Annotated in this window: 20 protein-coding genes; 11 read left to right on the top strand and 9 right to left on the bottom strand. The window is 69.9% G+C overall.

All coding sequences use genetic code 11. The annotated features are described in order from the left end of the window. The first annotated feature begins 58 nt into the window (after nucleotides 1–58). Complete coding sequence (locus ACY0PA_RS40745; protein ID WP_473082370.1) at nucleotides 59–409, top strand: hypothetical protein; 351 nt, start codon at nucleotides 59–61, stop codon at nucleotides 407–409. 52 nt (nucleotides 410–461) lie between these two features. Here ACY0PA_RS40745 and ACY0PA_RS40740 read toward each other — a convergent pair whose 3' ends face one another. Then, nucleotides 462–1,370, bottom strand: coding sequence for a serine hydrolase (locus tag ACY0PA_RS40740; RefSeq protein ID WP_473082369.1), 909 nt, complete (start codon nucleotides 1,368–1,370; stop codon nucleotides 462–464). 518 nt (nucleotides 1,371–1,888) lie between these two features. Here ACY0PA_RS40740 and ACY0PA_RS40735 point away from each other — a divergent pair. The 3 genes from ACY0PA_RS40735 to ACY0PA_RS40725 all read left to right on the top strand — a co-directional run bounded on the left by ACY0PA_RS40735 (nucleotide 1,889) and on the right by ACY0PA_RS40725 (nucleotide 3,885). Continuing rightward, nucleotides 1,889–2,554: a maleylpyruvate isomerase N-terminal domain-containing protein gene (locus ACY0PA_RS40735; protein ID WP_473082368.1), complete on the top strand. Its 666-nt coding sequence runs from the start codon at nucleotides 1,889–1,891 to the stop codon at nucleotides 2,552–2,554. Between the two features lie 322 nt (nucleotides 2,555–2,876). Further along, a complete protein-coding gene (locus ACY0PA_RS40730; protein WP_473082367.1) occupies nucleotides 2,877–3,014 on the top strand; it encodes a hypothetical protein in 138 nt (45 codons plus the stop codon). 13 nt (nucleotides 3,015–3,027) lie between these two features. Further along, nucleotides 3,028–3,885, top strand: a complete 858-nt coding sequence (locus ACY0PA_RS40725; protein ID WP_473082366.1) for a class I SAM-dependent methyltransferase — start codon at nucleotides 3,028–3,030, stop codon at nucleotides 3,883–3,885. 21 nt (nucleotides 3,886–3,906) lie between these two features. Here the strand turns inward: ACY0PA_RS40725 and ACY0PA_RS40720 are convergent, their stop codons facing one another. Continuing rightward, on the bottom strand, nucleotides 3,907–4,671 hold the full coding sequence (locus ACY0PA_RS40720; RefSeq protein ID WP_473082365.1) for a DUF4118 domain-containing protein: 765 nt from the start codon (nucleotides 4,669–4,671) through the stop codon (nucleotides 3,907–3,909). 345 nt (nucleotides 4,672–5,016) lie between these two features. Here ACY0PA_RS40720 and ACY0PA_RS40715 point away from each other — a divergent pair, with 345 nt between their 5' ends. Then, nucleotides 5,017–6,969 (top strand): APC family permease, encoded by a 1,953-nt coding sequence (locus ACY0PA_RS40715; RefSeq protein ID WP_473082364.1) that lies wholly within the window; start codon nucleotides 5,017–5,019, stop codon nucleotides 6,967–6,969. A 17-nt stretch (nucleotides 6,970–6,986) separates the two neighbouring features. Here ACY0PA_RS40715 and ACY0PA_RS40710 read toward each other — a convergent pair whose 3' ends face one another. Next, nucleotides 6,987–7,547, bottom strand: a complete 561-nt coding sequence (locus ACY0PA_RS40710; RefSeq protein WP_473082363.1) for a TetR/AcrR family transcriptional regulator — start codon at nucleotides 7,545–7,547, stop codon at nucleotides 6,987–6,989. A gap of 125 nt (nucleotides 7,548–7,672) precedes the next feature. Between ACY0PA_RS40710 and ACY0PA_RS40705 the strand changes: the two genes are divergently transcribed. After that, a complete protein-coding gene (locus ACY0PA_RS40705; protein ID WP_473082362.1) occupies nucleotides 7,673–8,359 on the top strand; it encodes an SDR family oxidoreductase in 687 nt (228 codons plus the stop codon). Nucleotides 8,360–8,365: 6 nt separating this feature from the next. On the opposite strand, the gene ACY0PA_RS40700 is transcribed toward ACY0PA_RS40705, so the two are convergent. Further along, complete coding sequence (locus ACY0PA_RS40700; RefSeq protein ID WP_473082361.1) at nucleotides 8,366–9,238, bottom strand: class I SAM-dependent methyltransferase; 873 nt, start codon at nucleotides 9,236–9,238, stop codon at nucleotides 8,366–8,368. An 85-nt stretch (nucleotides 9,239–9,323) separates the two neighbouring features. Between ACY0PA_RS40700 and ACY0PA_RS40695 the strand changes: the two genes are divergently transcribed. From ACY0PA_RS40695 to ACY0PA_RS40685, 3 genes are all read left to right on the top strand, one after another. After that, on the top strand, nucleotides 9,324–9,854 hold the full coding sequence (locus ACY0PA_RS40695; RefSeq protein WP_473082360.1) for a GrpB family protein: 531 nt from the start codon (nucleotides 9,324–9,326) through the stop codon (nucleotides 9,852–9,854). Then, nucleotides 9,800–9,931, top strand: a complete 132-nt coding sequence (locus ACY0PA_RS40690) for a hypothetical protein (RefSeq protein ID WP_473086635.1) — start codon at nucleotides 9,800–9,802, stop codon at nucleotides 9,929–9,931. The genes ACY0PA_RS40695 and ACY0PA_RS40690 overlap by 55 nt, the downstream gene beginning before the upstream one ends. A 96-nt stretch (nucleotides 9,932–10,027) precedes the next feature. Further along, on the top strand, nucleotides 10,028–11,125 hold the full coding sequence (locus tag ACY0PA_RS40685; RefSeq protein ID WP_473082359.1) for an HAD family hydrolase: 1,098 nt from the start codon (nucleotides 10,028–10,030) through the stop codon (nucleotides 11,123–11,125). Nucleotides 11,126–11,267: 142 nt separating this feature from the next. On the opposite strand, the gene ACY0PA_RS40680 is transcribed toward ACY0PA_RS40685, so the two are convergent. Then, nucleotides 11,268–12,212: an aldo/keto reductase gene (locus ACY0PA_RS40680; protein WP_473082358.1), complete on the bottom strand. Its 945-nt coding sequence runs from the start codon at nucleotides 12,210–12,212 to the stop codon at nucleotides 11,268–11,270. 126 nt (nucleotides 12,213–12,338) lie between these two features. Here ACY0PA_RS40680 and ACY0PA_RS40675 point away from each other — a divergent pair, with 126 nt between their 5' ends. Beyond that, nucleotides 12,339–12,929, top strand: a complete 591-nt coding sequence (locus ACY0PA_RS40675; protein ID WP_473082357.1) for a TetR/AcrR family transcriptional regulator — start codon at nucleotides 12,339–12,341, stop codon at nucleotides 12,927–12,929. Between the two features lie 19 nt (nucleotides 12,930–12,948). Here ACY0PA_RS40675 and ACY0PA_RS40670 read toward each other — a convergent pair whose 3' ends face one another. From ACY0PA_RS40670 to ACY0PA_RS40660, 3 genes are all read right to left on the bottom strand, one after another. Beyond that, nucleotides 12,949–13,578, bottom strand: a complete 630-nt coding sequence (locus tag ACY0PA_RS40670) for a TetR/AcrR family transcriptional regulator (RefSeq protein WP_473082356.1) — start codon at nucleotides 13,576–13,578, stop codon at nucleotides 12,949–12,951. A gap of 146 nt (nucleotides 13,579–13,724) precedes the next feature. Further along, nucleotides 13,725–13,961, bottom strand: a complete 237-nt coding sequence (locus ACY0PA_RS40665) for a chaplin (RefSeq protein ID WP_473082355.1) — start codon at nucleotides 13,959–13,961, stop codon at nucleotides 13,725–13,727. Between the two features lie 115 nt (nucleotides 13,962–14,076). Beyond that, on the bottom strand, nucleotides 14,077–14,856 hold the full coding sequence (locus ACY0PA_RS40660; RefSeq protein ID WP_473082354.1) for an SDR family NAD(P)-dependent oxidoreductase: 780 nt from the start codon (nucleotides 14,854–14,856) through the stop codon (nucleotides 14,077–14,079). Between the two features lie 205 nt (nucleotides 14,857–15,061). Between ACY0PA_RS40660 and ACY0PA_RS40655 the strand changes: the two genes are divergently transcribed. Then, on the top strand, nucleotides 15,062–15,553 hold the full coding sequence (locus tag ACY0PA_RS40655) for a Ser-Thr-rich GPI-anchored membrane family protein (RefSeq protein ID WP_473082353.1): 492 nt from the start codon (nucleotides 15,062–15,064) through the stop codon (nucleotides 15,551–15,553). Here the strand turns inward: ACY0PA_RS40655 and ACY0PA_RS40650 are convergent. Then, nucleotides 15,523–15,933, bottom strand: coding sequence for a Fur family transcriptional regulator (locus tag ACY0PA_RS40650; protein ID WP_473082352.1), 411 nt, complete (start codon nucleotides 15,931–15,933; stop codon nucleotides 15,523–15,525). The two genes, ACY0PA_RS40655 and ACY0PA_RS40650, sit on opposite strands and share 31 nt — an antisense overlap. Between the last annotated feature and the right edge of the window lie 106 nt (nucleotides 15,934–16,039).

Below are 16,039 nucleotides of genomic sequence, written 5' to 3'. Positions count from 1 at the left end.
CGGATGCCGAGCGCCGTCCGGCAGACCGCGCTCGGCCGGATCCCGGTAGCTTGGCCCTATGCCCTCTGCACTTGTTGTTGGTTACGACCCGGAGGCGATTCCCGGTGTCGATGCGGGAGCCCTTCGCAAGGGTCTTGACGAGGAGTTGGACCGGTTCGGCGAGCACGGCATCGATGCGGCCATGGCGCTGGTCGTGTTCGGCGATTCCGCCGAGTCCGTCCTCGTTGCGGCGCTGACGGAGCGCCCGTGGGACGTGGTGGTCGTCGGCGGTGGGATCCGCAAGGCGGAGCAGCTACTTCCGCTCTTTGAAGAGATCATGAACCTGATCCGCCTCCATGCGCCCCAGGCCGCGGTCGCGTTCAACACGAACGGCGGCGACAGCGTCGAGGCGGCACTTCGCCGGATGTGAGTCCGGCCGGCGCGCGCACGAAGCAGGCGGGGCGGGGCGGGGCGGGAAGCTGCTACGAAGCCTTCGGCAGGTTCAGGTCGCGGTTGATGGCGCGGGCCGCGCGCTCGACGGTCGCGACGCCGTTCTCCATGGTGCGGTTGTCGTGGGAGAGCACGGCCATCCCGTAGTCGTGACCGCCGCCGGTGAACACGCCGACGCTGTGCACGCGCCAGCCGTTGGTCGAACGCGCCAGCCAGCCGTTCTTGACGTGAACGGTCGCCGTCTTAGGCGCCCCGGCCGGCGTCCCCCACCGCTGATCCGGGACGACACGGTTCATGAGCCGCAGGGCGTAGCTCCGGGAGCGCGTGCCGAGAACGCTGTTGTCCGAGGTCAGCAAGCGGAGCAGCTTCACCTGGTCGCCCGCCGTGATCCGGGTGCGACCCCACGTGCCCTTCGGGCCGGGCACGGTGTCCCGCATTCCGGCCAGGTTCAGGAAGTGCTGGATGCCGTCATGGCCGACCTGGTGCCAGAGGGCGTTCGTGGCGGCGTTGTCCGACTTGGTGATCATGGCGGTGGTCAGGTCGACCTCGCGTGAGGTCAGGTGACGGTTCTCGTCGACGACCTGGCGCAGCAGGGCTCCAAGAATCGTGACCTTCACCACGCTCGCCGAGTCGAAGGCCGTGTCGGCCCGGAACGCGCACGACGTGTCCGTGGTCCGGTCGTAGAGCGCGAGCGCCGAGGCCTTGCCGTGCCCGTGGAGAGCGGTAGCTATGTCGCGCTCCAGGCGGTCCGCCAGTCCGGACTGGTGCGAGGTGCACGTCACCGGGGAGCCTCCGACGCTCGTGGCGGCAGTACTCGTACCCGCGGTACTCGCCTGTGCAGGGGTGGCGGCCATGAAGGCGGTGAGCGCCGAGCCGGCGGCCAAGGCCGCGGCAAGTCCCTGCTTTGCGCGCCGCGGCAGCGGCAGGTGCGTTCCCAGCATGGATGTTCCGTCCTGCTCTGTGTCGGCGGTCGCATCGGCAGCGGTGCTGACCGTCAGCGGCGAGGTCCACGTCCTGCGACGAGGTCGGGGCTACGGCCGATGCCCACACCAGGGCTTCGCGCCTGCCGGTGCGGACAGTCCGTCCGTCACACTCGGTGAGCAGCGCTTCGTCGCGCGCCCATCGGACGGCCGGCCGTCCGATGAATGGCCCCGATCCCGAATGACGGCGACGCTACAGGGACGGAGGCGGCGGCCGGGCGAAAGATGAGTAGATATGCACGCTATGGGCGTTTTAGCGGCGTGTGATGTTGTTCATGGATGAATTGACGAAAGGGGCGGCAATCGACAAAGAGGGAGCGCAGGGGAGCCGCATAGAGCGCGTCCTGTGGGTGGTCGAACAGGCCGTACCGGCACGGGCGGTTGAACAGGCCGCACACGCACCGCCCGCACGAAGACGACACGCACCACCCGCCCGAATACGCTTGTCCGCCCTTCCTGGCCCGCAATACCGTGCAGCGGTGGACCTCTTCTCACGCTCCTGGGCGGCGTTGCGCACCGCCGTCGCCGAAGTCCCGGACGAAGACTTCGAGCGGCCCTCCGGCTGTACGGGCTGGCTCGTGCGGGATCTCGTGTGCCACCTGGTCATCGGCGCCCAGGACGTCCTGATCACCCTGGTCACGCCGGCGGAATCCGAACCGACCGTGGACGCCGTCACGTACTGGGGCATCGTCGAACCCCCGACCGGCGAGGACCCGCTCGACGCGCTGATCCCCCGGCTGGCCGCCGCCTACGGCGAGCCGCGGTGGCTCAAGTTCCACTTCGACGATGTCGGTTCCGCGGCGGGCCGCGCCGCCCAGCTCGCCGATCCCGCCGCCCGCGTCAGCACCCGCGACGAGGTGCTGACCGTCGGCGACTTCCTGTCCGCGTACGTCCTCGAATGGACCTTGCATCACCTCGACCTGATCGCCCACCTTCCGTCGGCCGCCCAGCCTCCCACTGGGCCGCCCGCCGAGGCCCTCACGGCGGTTCGCGCGACGCTGGAGAAGATCGCGGGGGCCCCGTTCCCCGCCTCGTTCTCCGACAAGGACGCGCTCCTGGTCGGCACCGGACGTCGCACACCGACCGACGAGGAGAAGGCCGCGCTGGGCGACTTCGCCGCGAGGCTCCCGCTCGTCATCGGCTGAGCGGGCTCTGTCCACGAGGCGGGGCGCGAGCGACATGACGTCGCGGCAGCGCGACGTCCGAATCCCGCCAGCGTTGGCGGCACGAACTCGCTCCGCCCTTACCCTCGTTGGAGGCGGGCACCCCACCTGGGCGTTCTCCCTCACGAGCTTCCCGGCGCCGCCGCGCGCAGCCCCTGGCCGTGAATCCGGTCGCTGGACGCGGAGTCCGGCCCCCGGGGTACTCACCAGGCCGTAGTTGAGGGTCTTGGCGGGCATGTAGTGGGATCGGCCGAGCGTTTCGATGGCGATGCGTAGGGCGGCGAATCCGGCGAGGGTGACCGCCATGGCCGGCAGGACCCGGCGCGCGAAGGTGCCCAGCGCCACGGCGACGCATTCGGCGATGGCCCGAATCCGCAGCGCCACGGTCACGGTCAGCATTACCTTCGGATACTGGTGTCGTATCGACAAGTACTGGCCGTGAGGAGCGGGACAACGTGGCAGCCGAGCGGAACGAAGTGCCGGACAGCAGCGCCGTACGGGTTGCCCTCTGGCGGGCGTTGCATGTGCGGATCGACGCGCCACCGCACGTGTTCGAGGACGAGGTCGGTCTGGAACTGGCGGCCCCTGAAGCCGGATGGCAGGACCGCCCGGACATGGACCCGCACGCCACCAGCGGATTCCGGGCGGCCATCGTGTCCCGCGCTCGATTCATCGAGGACCTGATCGACGAGCGGATCGACGACGGCATCACGCAGTACGTCGTCCTGGGCGCCGGGCTCGACACGTTCGCCCAGCGCCGGCCCGACGTCGCGGGACGCCTGCGGGTCTTCGAGATCGATCAGCCGGCGACCCAGTCCTGGAAGCGGCGGCGCCTGATCGAGCTCGGCTACGGGGTCCCCGACTGGCTGCGGCTGACGCCGGTCGACTTCGAGGCGGGCGGGGACTGGTGGGAGCAGCTGTCGGACGCCGGTTTCGATTCCGCCCGCCCGGCGGTCGTCGTGTGCACCGGCGTCACCATGTACCTCACCAAGGACGCCACCGCGGCGACCCTGCGCCGGCTCGCCGGGCTGGCCCCCGGGTCGACGCTCGCCATGACGTTCATGTTGCCGGCCGAACTCATCGACGATGCCGACCGCCCCGCACTTGAGGCGACCAAGCCGCAGGCGCAGGCAGCCGGAACTCCGTTCATCAGCTTCTACACCCCGAAGGAGATGCTGGAGCTGGCCCACGACGCCGGCTTCAAGGATGTCCGGCACGTAGCGGGAACCACCCTGGCCGACCGCTACTTCACCGACCGGACGGACGGTCTCCGCCCGTCGAGCGGCGAGGATCTGCTGGTGGCCACGACCTGACACCCCCGCGGCCCACGCCCCTCAGCCGCCCGTCGCCGGGGGCGTGATGTCCAGCGCCACACCCGTCTGATCGGCGAGCGTCACAGCGACGAGGCGCGCCTGGAGTGGCGGGACGCGGCCGGGCCCAGGCGTGAGCATGTAGCGGCCGAGGTAGCGGCCGTTGCCGTACGCACGCAGTTCGATCTCGCCGTCCGGCCAGCCCCCGCTGTCGACGTCCCAGCGCCTGCGGCCCACCACCACGGTGCCGTCCTGTTCCAGGCGCGGCGGCCGCCCCATGAGCGTGCCGTACTCGAATCGGCAGCCGCGCAGTCCGAGCAGCTCCGTCAGCTGTTCGCGTACATGGCCGACGACCGCGTCCGCGGAGGTGGAGGACTGGGCGAGGTCGGCGGTTCCGTGGATCCGCGCGAGGTACGCCGCGTCGGTCACCGTGACCACCTTCAGCCGGCGCGCGCGGGCCGCGAGCTGCGACACGATCAGCCCGACGACCAGGAGCAGCACCGCCGTCTCGACGTCGCCGGAGTCGGTGATGCTGAACCGTTGGTACGGGCGGGTGAGGAGGAAGTCGAACCAGGCCGCCGCCGAGAGCGCGGCGACGGCGCCGGCCAGTCGGCTGCCGACGGCCGCCACGGCGACGACCACCACAACCAGGATCAGGGCCGCGTTGGTGGACGAGAGGTCCGTACGGAACGGCACCAGCACGAGCGCGACGAGGAAGGGGCAGACCAGGCCGGCGGCCAGTGCGATCCGGTCCCGCACGGGGTAGCCGGTCAGCGGATTGCCGGTCATACGTGTCGCCTCCAGCTCTCGGGCACCGCCCCCAGATCTACGTATCACGGGGGTGCTCCGCCCGCCCCGCGAACCCCGGGGGCAGCCGCGTGACCTGCCTTCCTTTCAAGTGTGCTGCGCGGCGTGGGCACCGTCCATCGCCCCGGCCGGAGCCTCCGCCGGATGCGCTCCGTCGCCGTGCCGATCCCCCGGCCGCTGGTGACAATGGGCGGCACGGACGAGCGGCGCCGTTCCTCTCAGCGCGGAGCCGGGCGTGGGCCCGGGTCTCGCGAGCTGTGGACGTCGGTCCGGGTGTCCGTGTGATGGCCGGGACCCCGGGCTGGGCAGCACGTCAGGAGTACACCGATGGCCACCACCCACGGGCCGCGTACGAGTCGCCTGCGCGCGTGGATGCTCGAGGGCCTGTCCGACATGGCGAAGACCGCTCCGCACGGGGCGGACGCCGCCGCCGAGCCGTCCCACAAGGGGCAGGCCTGGTGGCGCGTGATGTGTCTGACCGGCGTCGACTACTTCTCCACCCTCGGCTACCAGCCCGGCATCGCGGCTCTCGCGGCCGGTCTGCTGTCGCCGGTGGCGACCATCGTGCTGGTGATCGTCACTCTTGTGGGTGCGCTGCCCGTGTACCGCCGGGTCGCGGAGGAGAGCCCGCACGGCGAGGGCTCGATCGCGATGCTGGAGCGGCTGCTGTCCTTCTGGAAGGGCAAGCTGTTCGTCCTCACCCTGCTCGGCTTCGCCGCGACCGACTTCCTCATCACCATCACCCTGTCGGCGGCGGACGCCTCCACCCACCTCGTCGAGAACCCCCATCTGACCGACACCCTGCACAACAAACAAATGGTCATCACGCTTGTACTGGTGGCCCTGCTCGGCGCGGTATTCCTCAAAGGGTTCCTCGAGGCGATCGGCGTCGCCGTCGTCCTGGTCGGCATCTATCTCTCGCTCAACGTCGTGGTGGTGGTGACCGGCGTCTGGCACGTGATCACGAAGGAGCATGTGATCACCGACTGGTCCACGGCACTCACCGCCGAACACGGCAACGCGTTCGCCATGATCGGGGTTGCCCTGCTGGTCTTCCCCAAGCTCGCGCTCGGCCTCTCCGGCTTCGAGACCGGCGTGGCGGTCATGCCTCACGTAAAGGGCGACCCCACCGACACCGAGGAGCGGCCGAAGGGCCGTATCCGGGGCGCCAAGAAGCTGCTGACCACGGCCGCCGTGATCATGAGTGTGTTCCTCGTCTGCACGAGCTTCATCACCACACTGCTCATCCCGGAGAAGGAGTTCGAGTCCGGCGGCCAGGCCAACGGCCGGGCGCTCGCGTATCTGGCTCACGAGTACCTCGGCAGCGCCTTCGGCACGGTCTATGACATCTCCACCATCGCGATCCTGTGGTTCGCGGGCGCCTCCGCGATGGCCGGGCTCCTCAACCTGATGCCCCGCTACCTGCCGCGCTACGGCATGGCGCCGCACTGGGCCCGCGCCGTACGTCCGATGGTGATCGTCTTCACCCTGGTCGCGTTCCTGGTGACCTGGATCTTCAACGCCGACGTCGACGCCCAGGGCGGTGCCTACGCCACCGGTGTCCTCGTCCTGATCTGCTCAGCCGCCATCGCCGTCACCATCGCCGCTCGAAAGGCCCGCCAGCGCCACTGGACGATCGGCTTCGCCGTCATCTCGGCGGTGTTTCTCTACACCACCGTCGTGAACGTCATCGAGCGCCCCGACGGTGTGAAGATCGGTGCCTGTTTCATCGCCGGCATCATCCTCGTCTCTCTCCTCTCCCGGCTGGCCCGCGCCTTCGAACTGCGCGTCACCCACGTCACGTTCGACTCCATGGCCGAGCGTTTCGTACGGGACATCGCCAGCCGCAAGGTCAGGTTCATCGCGAACGAGCCCGAGACCCGCGACATCGCCGAGTACCGCGCGAAGATCGACCAGATCCGCCACGACAACGACGTCCCGGCACACGAGGACTTCGTCTTCGTCGAGGTCACCGTGCTCGACCCGTCGGAGTTCGAGGGGGACCTGAACGTGCGCGGCGAGGTGCTGCACGGCCGCTACCGGGTTCTGGCCCTGGAGGGCTCCTCGATCCCCAACGCCCTGGCCGCGCTGCTCCTGCACATCCGCGACACCACCGGCCGGGTTCCCCACATCTACTTCGAGTGGACCGAGGGCAATCCGCTCGCCAACTTCCTGCGCTTCTTCCTCTTCGGCCAGGGCGAGGTGGCCCCCGTCACCCGCGAGGTCCTGCGCGAAGCCGAACCCGACCCCGTCCGCCGGCCCCATGTCCACGTGGGCTGAACTCCCCGGCGCTCCCGTCAGTCGGTTGCCGTCAGCGCTTCGCGCGCGGCGGTGAGGATCTCCTGTGAGATCGGGAATTCCCTGGTGGCGCGGGCCAGGACGAGCGCGCCGACCATCGTGCAGAGCCGGGCCATGCCGTCCTGGTCCTCGGTGGCCAGCCAGTTGGCGAAGTCGCCGACTCCCTCGCTGTACACGCGGCGGGCCTCACGGTCACCCGACCCGCGTGCCATATCCGTGGCGAGTGCGGCGGCGGGACAGCCGTCCGCCGAGTTGTCGCGGTGCGCGACGGAGAGATAGACGTCGATCAACGCCTGCTGCGCGGCATCGCGCTGCCCGTCACTTTGCTCGAGGCCGTCCGCGCGACGCCGAGTGAGCTCGTCGAACGCGTGGGCGGTGGCTTCGTCCACGAGCGCCTCCTTGGAGGCGAACTGCTTGTAGAAACCGCCATGGGTCAGGCCGGACGCCTTCATGAGCTCGGCAACGCTGACGTGCGTCCCCTTCTCCCGGAACAGCCGGGAGGCGTGCTCCACGACGCGCTCACGGTTCTCCAGCGCCTGCGCCTGCGATACGCGACCCATGGGCCACCTCCCTATATCTCCCCATTGGATGTCGATTGCCATCTATCCTAGACCCTGTTTAGATTGCGCTCGTAATCTACTTGGCGGAACCCGGACACCGGGCCTCCGAATCACTGGGAGCAGACATGGAACTCAAAGGCGCGGTAGCAGTCGTCACCGGGGCCAACCGAGGGCTTGGCCGCCATCTGGCCGAGCAGCTCGTCCAGCGGGGAGCGAAGGTGTACGCGGCGGCGCGGCACCCCGAGAGCGTGGACCTGGCGGGCGCCACCCCGCTCCGCCTGGACGTGACCGACGCGGGGTCGATCCGGGAGGCGGCTCGCATCGCCTCCGACGCGACCCTGCTCGTGAACAACGCCGGGATCTCCACCGGCACCACCCTCATCACCGGCGAACTGGACGCCGTACGCCTCGAGCTGGAGACGAACTTCTTCGGGCCTCTCGCCCTGACGCGGGCGTTCGCCCCGGTCATCGAGGGCAATGGCGGAGGCGCGGTACTGAACGTGCTCTCCGCGCTGTCCTGGCTGCACCCGGCCGGTCTCGGCTCCTACGCGGCGGCCAAGGCCGCCACCTGGGCGCAGACGAACGCGGTACGGGAGGAACTGGCCCCCCGCGGCATCGCGGTCACTGCTCTGCACGTGGCGTACATGGACACCGACATGGCAGCCGGCGTCCCCGCCGACCAGAAGGTCGACCCCGCTGATGTGGCGGCTTCGGCCCTCAACGCCGTGTCGGACGGCCTCCCCGAAATCCTCGCCGACGAAGTCACCCGACAGGTCAAGCGGAGCCTGGCCACCGCACTGAATCCGGCATGAGGCCGATTACCTCCCAGCCATGGCCGAGCTGGGGTCATTGCGCCAGATGAAGATCTCTGTGCCCGGCTGACGCTCCGAGAACCGGCCCGACGGGGAGACATCCCGCAGCAGTTGGCGTAGGTCCCTCTCGAAGGCGTCGAGGCGCGTGCCGAACAGGTGCGGGGCCGAGAACGACATCGAGAACACGCCTGCGACCACGTTGTCAGCGGTGCGTTCCCATGGCTGTCCGCCTGGCACGACGTGGCGCTGCGGTCCGGAAAATCCCGCCCGCGTGAGCACTGCGGCCTCGCCGCCCGGTGTCCCGTGCGGCAGCACGCCCCGACCGGCCCGGCGGACCGGTCCGAGATACTTCTTCACCAGTTCGTCGATGGCCGAACAGGGCACCGCCGGGTGCGGAAGCGTATCGACGGCGCGCGTGTCCGTCTCCCTCTGCGTCTTCAGGTCGGAGATGTGCGCGAGGACCCCGCCAGGCCGGAGCATGCCCCTGATGATGGCCGCGACCCGGTCGCGGTCCATCCAGTGGAAGGACTGGGCGAAGGTCGCCACGTCGAACGTGCCGAGGCCTGCCGGCAGATCCTCGGCCCTGGCCTGGACCCACCGCGTCTTCCCGGCCACACCCTGATCGTCGGCTTCTCGCGTGGCTTCGGCGATCATCCCGCGGTCCGGGTCCACGCCGACGATCTCGCTGAACAGGTGCGCCAGGCTCAGGGCGATGACGCCTGGTCCGCATCCGACATCGATGAGCCTCCCGCGCCCGTCAAGCCCCAGAACCTCGGCGAGTGTGTCCGCCAGCCCGGGGGCGTACGGCAATCGCCCCATCCGGTAGTAGCGAGCGGTGCCTGCGAACAGGGTGTCGTCCCACTCCCATCGACCACCCATCCCCACCCACCGCCTGTCATAGAGTTCACGTACATGTCCTGCGAGCCGATGATTCCACGGCCGGCTGCCGGTAGCGTCTCGTCGCATGCCGTTTCCCGATGAGGTCGTCAGCCCCTTGGCAGTCGTCGGCTACCGGCCGCAGTGGCCGCTGGAGTTCGAGCGGTTGGCCCGGCGGTTGCGTGCGGCCATGGGTGGGGTGCCGGCGGATATCGATCACGTGGGGTCCACCTCGGTGCCGGGGCCGGCAGCCAAGGACTGTATCGACGTCCAGATCCGAGTGCTTTCGATCGACCAGGCGCGCGATGTCGCCCTGCTCCCGGCCATTGGCTTCCGGTGTCGGCCCGAGCCATGGAAGCGCACAGAAGTCTCCGGCGGGATCCCGTGCCGCAAGCTCGTCTTCGCACCGCCCGTCAGCGCCAGGCCCTGCAACGTCCATCTCGGGGAGAGCACCGGGCCCAACGCCCGCTACGCGCTCCCGTTCCGCGACTATCTGCGAGCCGACGAGCCGACGAGCCGGCGCGGCGGGCATGGGGAGCGTTCAAGCAGAGGCCGGCGGCGAGCGTGCCCGACCTGTTCGACCACGGGCAGATCAAGGCGACCGCCACCGAGATCCTGATGGCCGCGGCCGAGCGGTGGGCGACGGACACCACCTGGACCGTCCCGCCGCCGCAGACCCCGACGGCGTCCGAGTGATGACGGGTAGCGGGCGGCGCCTACCCCTGCCCCGCCTCCCCACTCCATGATTTCGATCATGGGTAATCCGCGCGCTTCGCCCTAGCATTGCGCGCCGTGAACAGACACCTGATGCGCAAGAAGCTCGTCCTCCTCGGCGCGGCGGGGGCCCTCACCGGCGCGGTGGTCGCCGCGGGCGCCCTGTGGCCGGACACCGAGGCCACGGCGGCGGACGGCGCACAGCAGCGTTCGGTGACGGCGGAGCTCAAGCACTGGCCGGCGCCCGTGGCGAAGAAGCTGGCCAAGGTCATCGCCGCGCATGACCACCAGGGTGCGTACGCGGTCTTCGACGCGGACAACACCACGTACCGCAACGACCTCGAAGAGGCCCTGCTCCCCTTCCTGGAGATGAAGGGCGTCCTGACGCGCGACACCATGGACCCGTCCTTGAAGATCATTCCTTTCAAGGACACGGCCACGCACAAGGAGACGCTGACCGAGTACTACGCCCGTCTGTGCGACATCGACGACCAGGTCTCGTACCCCTGGGCCGCGCAGATCTTCTCCGGGTTCACGCTGAAGCAACTCAAGGGCTACATCGACGAGTTGCTGGCCTACGACAAGCCGCTGCCGGGCGGGGTGAAGCCGCCGCAGTTCTCGACGGGCATGCAGGAGCTCTACCGCACGCTGGGCATGCACGGCATCAAGGTGTACGTGGTGAGCGCCGCGAGTGAGGACCTCGTACGGATGGTGCTCGCCGACCCCAAGTACGGCTACAGCGTCCGGCCCGAGAACGTACTCGGCGTCTCCGCCCTGCTCAAGGACCGCAAGACGGGTGAAGTGACCAGCTCCCGCAAGGAGATCGCAGCCGGCCACTACGACCAGGCGAAGCTCGTCGGCCATGAACTGACGCCCACCCTCTGGGCGCCGGCCACCTGGTACGAGGGCAAGCCCGCCGCGATCAGCACGTACATCGACGCCTGGCAGAAGCCCATCCTGGCCGCGGGCGACACCCCGAAGAGCGACGGCCCGATGCTGCTGCGGTCGACGGACGTGGAGCACGGCGGCGTGCGCGTGTGGGTCAACCGCAAGGACAGCTACATGAAGGAGATCGACGGCATGAAGGCCGCGGGCGCGAAACGGCAGAAGGAGCTCGGCCAGAAGGTCACGGCGGACAAGCAGTGGCTGACGGTGACGCCGGAGCAGATCCGCTGACGCCTGCCGAGACGCGGTCGGTCACAGCAGTCGGTCACAGGTGGGAGACGGGCGGGGAGGTCCCTGCGTCATGTCTTCCAGTAGTCGCGCTGCGGCAGTTCGACCCACGTGTCCGGTGGGCCTATGACGGCGCGCGCGTCGGTCAGCCGAGGGGTACGTCCGCCGAGCGCGACGGAACGGCGTCGAGGGAGGCGACCGTCGCCTCGTCGAGTGCGATCGCGCCCGCCGCGATGTTGGCCTCGAGATGATCGGGGTCCGCGGTCCCCGGGATGAGCAGCGTGTTCGGGGAGTGCTGGAGCAGCCAGGCCAGACCGACCTGCGACGGCGTCCTGCCGAGGGACTGCGCGGCGGCCAGGACCGCAGGCTCCTCCGTCACCTTCGGCATGCCGGGGAGCGCGCTGCCGAGCGGGAAGTACGGCACCCAGGCGATTCCCTCGGCGGCGCAGATTTCCACCATGGTCTCGTCGTCGCGCGCCACGAGGCTGTACGCGTTCTGCACGCACACGATGCCCGCCGGGATCGCCCGGCGCAGGCCCTCGGCCGTCACGCTGCTCAGTCCGATCGCGCCGATCATGCCCTCGTCGCGCATCGCGGTCATGGCCGCGAGCTGGTCGTCGATGTCGACCACCTGGTCGCCCTCGGCCCGGAGCCCGGGTCCGGAGTCGAGCCGCCGCAGGTTCACCACAGGGACCTGGTCGACACCCAGGGATGTGAGGTTGTCCTCGACGCTCGCCCGGAGCTCTTCGGGCCGCTGCGCGGGGCGCAGGGGGATGCGACCGCCCGGATCGGGGTCAGCGCCGACCTTGCTCACGACGAGTACGCCGTCCTCGGGGCGGAGCGCTTCGCGCAGAAGCCCGTTGACGAAGGCATTGCCGTAGAAGTGGGCGGTGTCGACGTGGTCGATGCCGAGCTCGACGGCTCGGCGCAGGAGGGCAAGTCCGGCGCGGCGGTCGTCGCGCAGGCGCTCGAGCTGCATCGCTCCGAAGCCGATGCGCGAGACTGTGCGGCCCGCGAGCCGTCCGGGGCCGCCGGGGCGTGCCGCGCCCGTGGCCGTGGTGTCGGAAGAGGGAGTGCCGGCGGTCGTCATAGGAAGTCGCTCCTGTGGGACGATTGGCTTAAGCGGAGGAACCTCCGCTCTATTGACCGTACCACTACCGGAGGGACCTCCGCTTTGACTCCGCCGGAACCGACGCCCACCGGCGCGCCCGCAGACATGCCTCAGCCTGCCGAGCGCGGCGAGCGCCGCCTGCGCGCCGATGCCCAGCGCAACCGCGAGAACCTCGTCGCTGTCGCGCGGGCAGTCTTCGCCGCGGCCGACGGCTCCGTCGCCTTGGAGGGGATCGCCCGCGAGGCAGGCGTCGGGATCGGCACGCTCTACCGCCACTTCCCCACGCGCGAGGCGCTCGTCGAGGCCGTCTACGCCGCCGAGCTCGACGCCGTCACCACGAGCGCTCCCGCGCTGCTCGAGGAGTTCCCGCCCGATGTCGCGCTCCGCGCCTGGCTCGACAACTACGCGAAGTTCACGGCGACGAAGCGCGGGATGATCGACACGCTGCGCGCCGGCTGGGCCTCGGGACGGATCACGACGCCGACCACGCGCGAACGGATCACGGCCGCGATCGGCACGATCCTGACCGCGGGAGCGGAAGCGGGCTCGCTGCGCGGGGACGTCGACCCGGATGACGTCACCGCGATCGTCCTCGGAGCGTTTCTGTCGACGGCCGCCAACAGCGACACGCCGGAGCAGACGGGCCGGCTGCTCGACCTGGTCGTCGACGCCGTGCGGCCGAAGGCGCATCCATAGGGGCTACGGGGCCGGTGAGTCACTCCGCGTCGAACCGGCCCAGCAGCTCCAACGTCGTGTCCAGCGCCGCCTCCAGATGGGCGATGCTGCCGGTGGCCATGAGGACGCTCACCCCGCCCTGCACCGTGGCGACCAGGGCGGCCGCCGTACGGTCGGCGTCCAGCGCGGGGTCCATCCGCCCGCTTCCCTGCATGCACCGCACGCCGTCCCGCAGCGCGGACTGCCACTGGGCGAGCAGTTGCCCGGTCAGCTGCTGCGAGGCGGGAGTTCTGCGGCCCAGCTCGGTCATGAGCACGCCCAAGGGGCAGTTGACGCCCTGCCGTTCGTAGCGCCGGACGACCGCGTCGCGCCAGGCGCGCCACGCCTGCCAGGTGTCAAGGCGGCCGAGGTCGTCCAGGTGGGGCTGCTGGTCCTCCAGGATCCGCTCCGCCTCCAGGGCGGCGACGGCGAGGAGCAGCTCGTCCTTGCCGCCCGGGAAGTAGTGGAAGATCTGGCTCTTGCTGGTCGCGGTGCGGGCGCGGATGTCGTCGAGCGTGGTCGTGGCAGCGCCCCGCTCCCTGATCTCGGCGGCCGCGCCCTCGACGATGCGCAGCCGGGTGGCGGCACCCTTCGCGGTGAGGCGCGCTGCTGTCGTCCCGCTGGAGATCATGGATTCCCTCGCCGCCACTGTGGACCTGCTGGTCCATTTTACGCGGAAGCCGCGAGCCCAGTCATCGTGCAACGGCCGGGCCGGTACGGGACTGGGCCCGCCCGGGAGTTCCCGGGCCGGCCCAGCCGTGGTGCTCCGGCGTCAGATCAGTTGTTGGAGCAGGCGTTACCAAGCGCCGGGTTCAGCAGTCCGATGACGCTGACGGAGTTGCCGCAGGCGTTGACCGGAATGTCGATCGGCACCTGGATGACGTTGCCGGAGAGGAAACCGGGCGAGTTGGCGGCGGTGGCGTCCGCGTCGCTGTCGGCGCTGGCCACGCCGGCCCCTGCGAGGACAGTGGCGGCGCCCAGAGCGGCAGTGACGACAAAGGTCCGGATACGCATTCTTCTCCTCGAGTGAGATGACGGTACTTCCGGACTAATGACACCCCCCTCACCCGCCACGCGCGATTCATTGCGCCCATCAGGGGCGTGGCGACGACCCGGCGCGGCCAGGCGGTCAGCTCGGGAACATCCCCGCCGTCGCGTTGATCCACGTACCCGTGACCGAGGAGGCCGCGTCCGACGCGAGGAAGGTCGCGAGCGCGGCGATGTCCGCGATCCTCGGTGAACGCTTCGTCATGCGCAGGCTGTCGAGGTGGGCGAGTACCCCCTGGAGGGCCGCCTCGTCCATGTCCGGGGCGCCGGCTCCCGCCAGCTTCTCCGGCGTCAGCGTGTCCGCGACACCTGCGGTCCAGATGCCCAGGGCACGCACGCCGGACGGGCCCAGCTCCTGCGCGAGCTGGCGGATCAGCGCGTCCATCGCGCCGTCGGCGGCGCCGGTGCCGCCCAGCATCGGGGTGCCGTTCTTGGAGCCGCTGTCGAGGGAGAGGATCACTCCCCCGCCCTGGTTGACCATGCGCCGGGCGGCGGCTCGCGCGGTGATGAACTGGCAGGAGATGCCCTGTACGACCGGCCGCGTGTAGTCGTCGACGGACATCTCCGTCAGCGGGATGCCCTGGAGGTCGCCTCGCGGCACGAGGTTGAAGGAGATGTCGATCCGGCCGGCCCGCTCGACCACCGCGTCCGCCTGCGCCTCCACGGCCACTTCGTCCAGGGCGTCGACGACGTCGTACTCCGCGCCCACCTCGGCCGAAGCCTTCCGCAGGGTGTCCTCCGTGCGCCCCGCAAGGAAGACCCGCGCGCCCGCGTCCGTGTACGCCCGCGCCACACCCGCTCCCAGGGAGCCGGCTCCGCCGTAGATGACCGCGACCTTGTCCTTCAGCGCGTCCGTGAGCATGGGGCGTCGTCCTCTCCTCGGCCGGACGCCGCGTGCGTCCGCTGCTTCATAGGACTCATCGTCCGCCGGAACTCATCGCCGCACCGGCAAATTGTTCAAAGGAGCGGCACCCCATGGGGTGAAGCTTGCGGGCCCGCCCGTTCGCCGCCGAGGACATGTGGGAGGGGTATGGCCGTACCTCCCGCCACCGGATTGAGGTCGTCACATGCTCCGCACCAGGTTCCTGTCCGTCGCCGCCGCATCGCTGTTTGTCTGGCTCGGTCCGGCGGCCCCGGCGGTCGCCGAACCGCCCGATGCCACGGTCACCGTCACGTCACCGGCCGCCGGCTCCGTGCACCCCGTGGACAGCAGTCTCTTCGTGCGGTGGCGCAACGACACCGGACAGGAGGTCGACGTATGGCTGACGCAGGGCGACGGCGAGGGCGGGGCGCAGCGCCTGTTCAAGCTGGCCTCGAAAGCGAGCAGCAAACCGGAGACTGAGCTGGTCGCGGCGGTGCCCCCGGTACCGGACGGCGCCGATTACACCGTCGAGGTCACGGCCCGGAACACGGGTGTACGCGGCTACAGCGCCCCCTTCGAGGTGGGCCCGGTACCGGCCGGCGACCCGGCCGTCGGCACCGGCACCGGCACCGGCTCCGAAAAGGCCGCCGCGCTGCTCAGCTGGGTTCAGGCGCAGGACGGGCACAGCCCTCGGTAGGTCACCTCGGCCGTGGACACTCTGAAGCCGAACCGCTCCTGCGCCGGGAGGCCGGACAGCGGGTCGCCGGTCGGATGGACGTCGCGGATGATTCCGCAGCTGGAGCACACCAAGTGCTGGTGCGGCCGGTGCGCGTTCGGGTCGTAGCGCTTCGCCCGGCCGTCGGTGGAGACCTCTATGACCTCGCCCAGCGCGACCAGCTCGCCCAGCGCGTTGTACACGGTCGCTCTGGAGATCTCGGGCAGCCGCTGGACCGCGCGGGCGTGCACCTCGTCGGCAGTGAGATGCACATGATCACCGTCGAGAACCTCCGCCACGACGCGCCGCTGAGAGGTCATCCGCCAGCCACGCCCCCGCAGTCGCTCAAGCAGGCCACTCATATCGGTTCACCTTTTCAGGCTCGGTGGGATACCCGAGGTTGACCGGCGCACTCCCATCCCATCGGAAATGCGATTGGTGCACTTCTTGACTTGGATTCTGTCCATC

It is taken from the genome of Streptomyces sp. DS1-CR2, from assembly GCF_055760475.1.
The sequence above is the reverse complement of the archived record's forward strand: the minus strand, read 5'-3'. Positions and strand labels throughout refer to the sequence as shown.

Bases quoted from the DNA above. Each gene is read 5' to 3' on its own strand.
- ACY0PA_RS40745 (WP_473082370.1), top strand. From the start codon at position 59: ATGCCCTCTGCACTTGTTGTTGGTTACGACCCGGAGGCGATTCCCGGT.
- ACY0PA_RS40740 (WP_473082369.1), bottom strand. From the start codon at position 1,370: ATGCTGGGAACGCACCTGCCGCTGCCGCGGCGCGCAAAGCAGGGACTT.
- ACY0PA_RS40730 (WP_473082367.1), top strand. From the start codon at position 2,877: ATGGCCGGCAGGACCCGGCGCGCGAAGGTGCCCAGCGCCACGGCGACG.
- ACY0PA_RS40720 (WP_473082365.1), bottom strand. From the start codon at position 4,671: ATGACCGGCAATCCGCTGACCGGCTACCCCGTGCGGGACCGGATCGCA.
- ACY0PA_RS40715 (WP_473082364.1), top strand. From the start codon at position 5,017: ATGGCCACCACCCACGGGCCGCGTACGAGTCGCCTGCGCGCGTGGATG.
- ACY0PA_RS40710 (WP_473082363.1), bottom strand. From the start codon at position 7,547: ATGGGTCGCGTATCGCAGGCGCAGGCGCTGGAGAACCGTGAGCGCGTC.
- ACY0PA_RS40705 (WP_473082362.1), top strand. From the start codon at position 7,673: ATGGAACTCAAAGGCGCGGTAGCAGTCGTCACCGGGGCCAACCGAGGG.
- ACY0PA_RS40700 (WP_473082361.1), bottom strand. From the start codon at position 9,238: ATGGGTGGTCGATGGGAGTGGGACGACACCCTGTTCGCAGGCACCGCT.
- ACY0PA_RS40695 (WP_473082360.1), top strand. From the start codon at position 9,324: ATGCCGTTTCCCGATGAGGTCGTCAGCCCCTTGGCAGTCGTCGGCTAC.
- ACY0PA_RS40680 (WP_473082358.1), bottom strand. From the start codon at position 12,212: ATGACGACCGCCGGCACTCCCTCTTCCGACACCACGGCCACGGGCGCG.
- ACY0PA_RS40675 (WP_473082357.1), top strand. From the start codon at position 12,339: ATGCCTCAGCCTGCCGAGCGCGGCGAGCGCCGCCTGCGCGCCGATGCC.
- ACY0PA_RS40670 (WP_473082356.1), bottom strand. From the start codon at position 13,578: ATGATCTCCAGCGGGACGACAGCAGCGCGCCTCACCGCGAAGGGTGCC.
- ACY0PA_RS40665 (WP_473082355.1), bottom strand. From the start codon at position 13,961: ATGCGTATCCGGACCTTTGTCGTCACTGCCGCTCTGGGCGCCGCCACT.
- ACY0PA_RS40660 (WP_473082354.1), bottom strand. From the start codon at position 14,856: ATGCTCACGGACGCGCTGAAGGACAAGGTCGCGGTCATCTACGGCGGA.
- ACY0PA_RS40655 (WP_473082353.1), top strand. From the start codon at position 15,062: ATGCTCCGCACCAGGTTCCTGTCCGTCGCCGCCGCATCGCTGTTTGTC.
- ACY0PA_RS40650 (WP_473082352.1), bottom strand. From the start codon at position 15,933: ATGAGTGGCCTGCTTGAGCGACTGCGGGGGCGTGGCTGGCGGATGACC.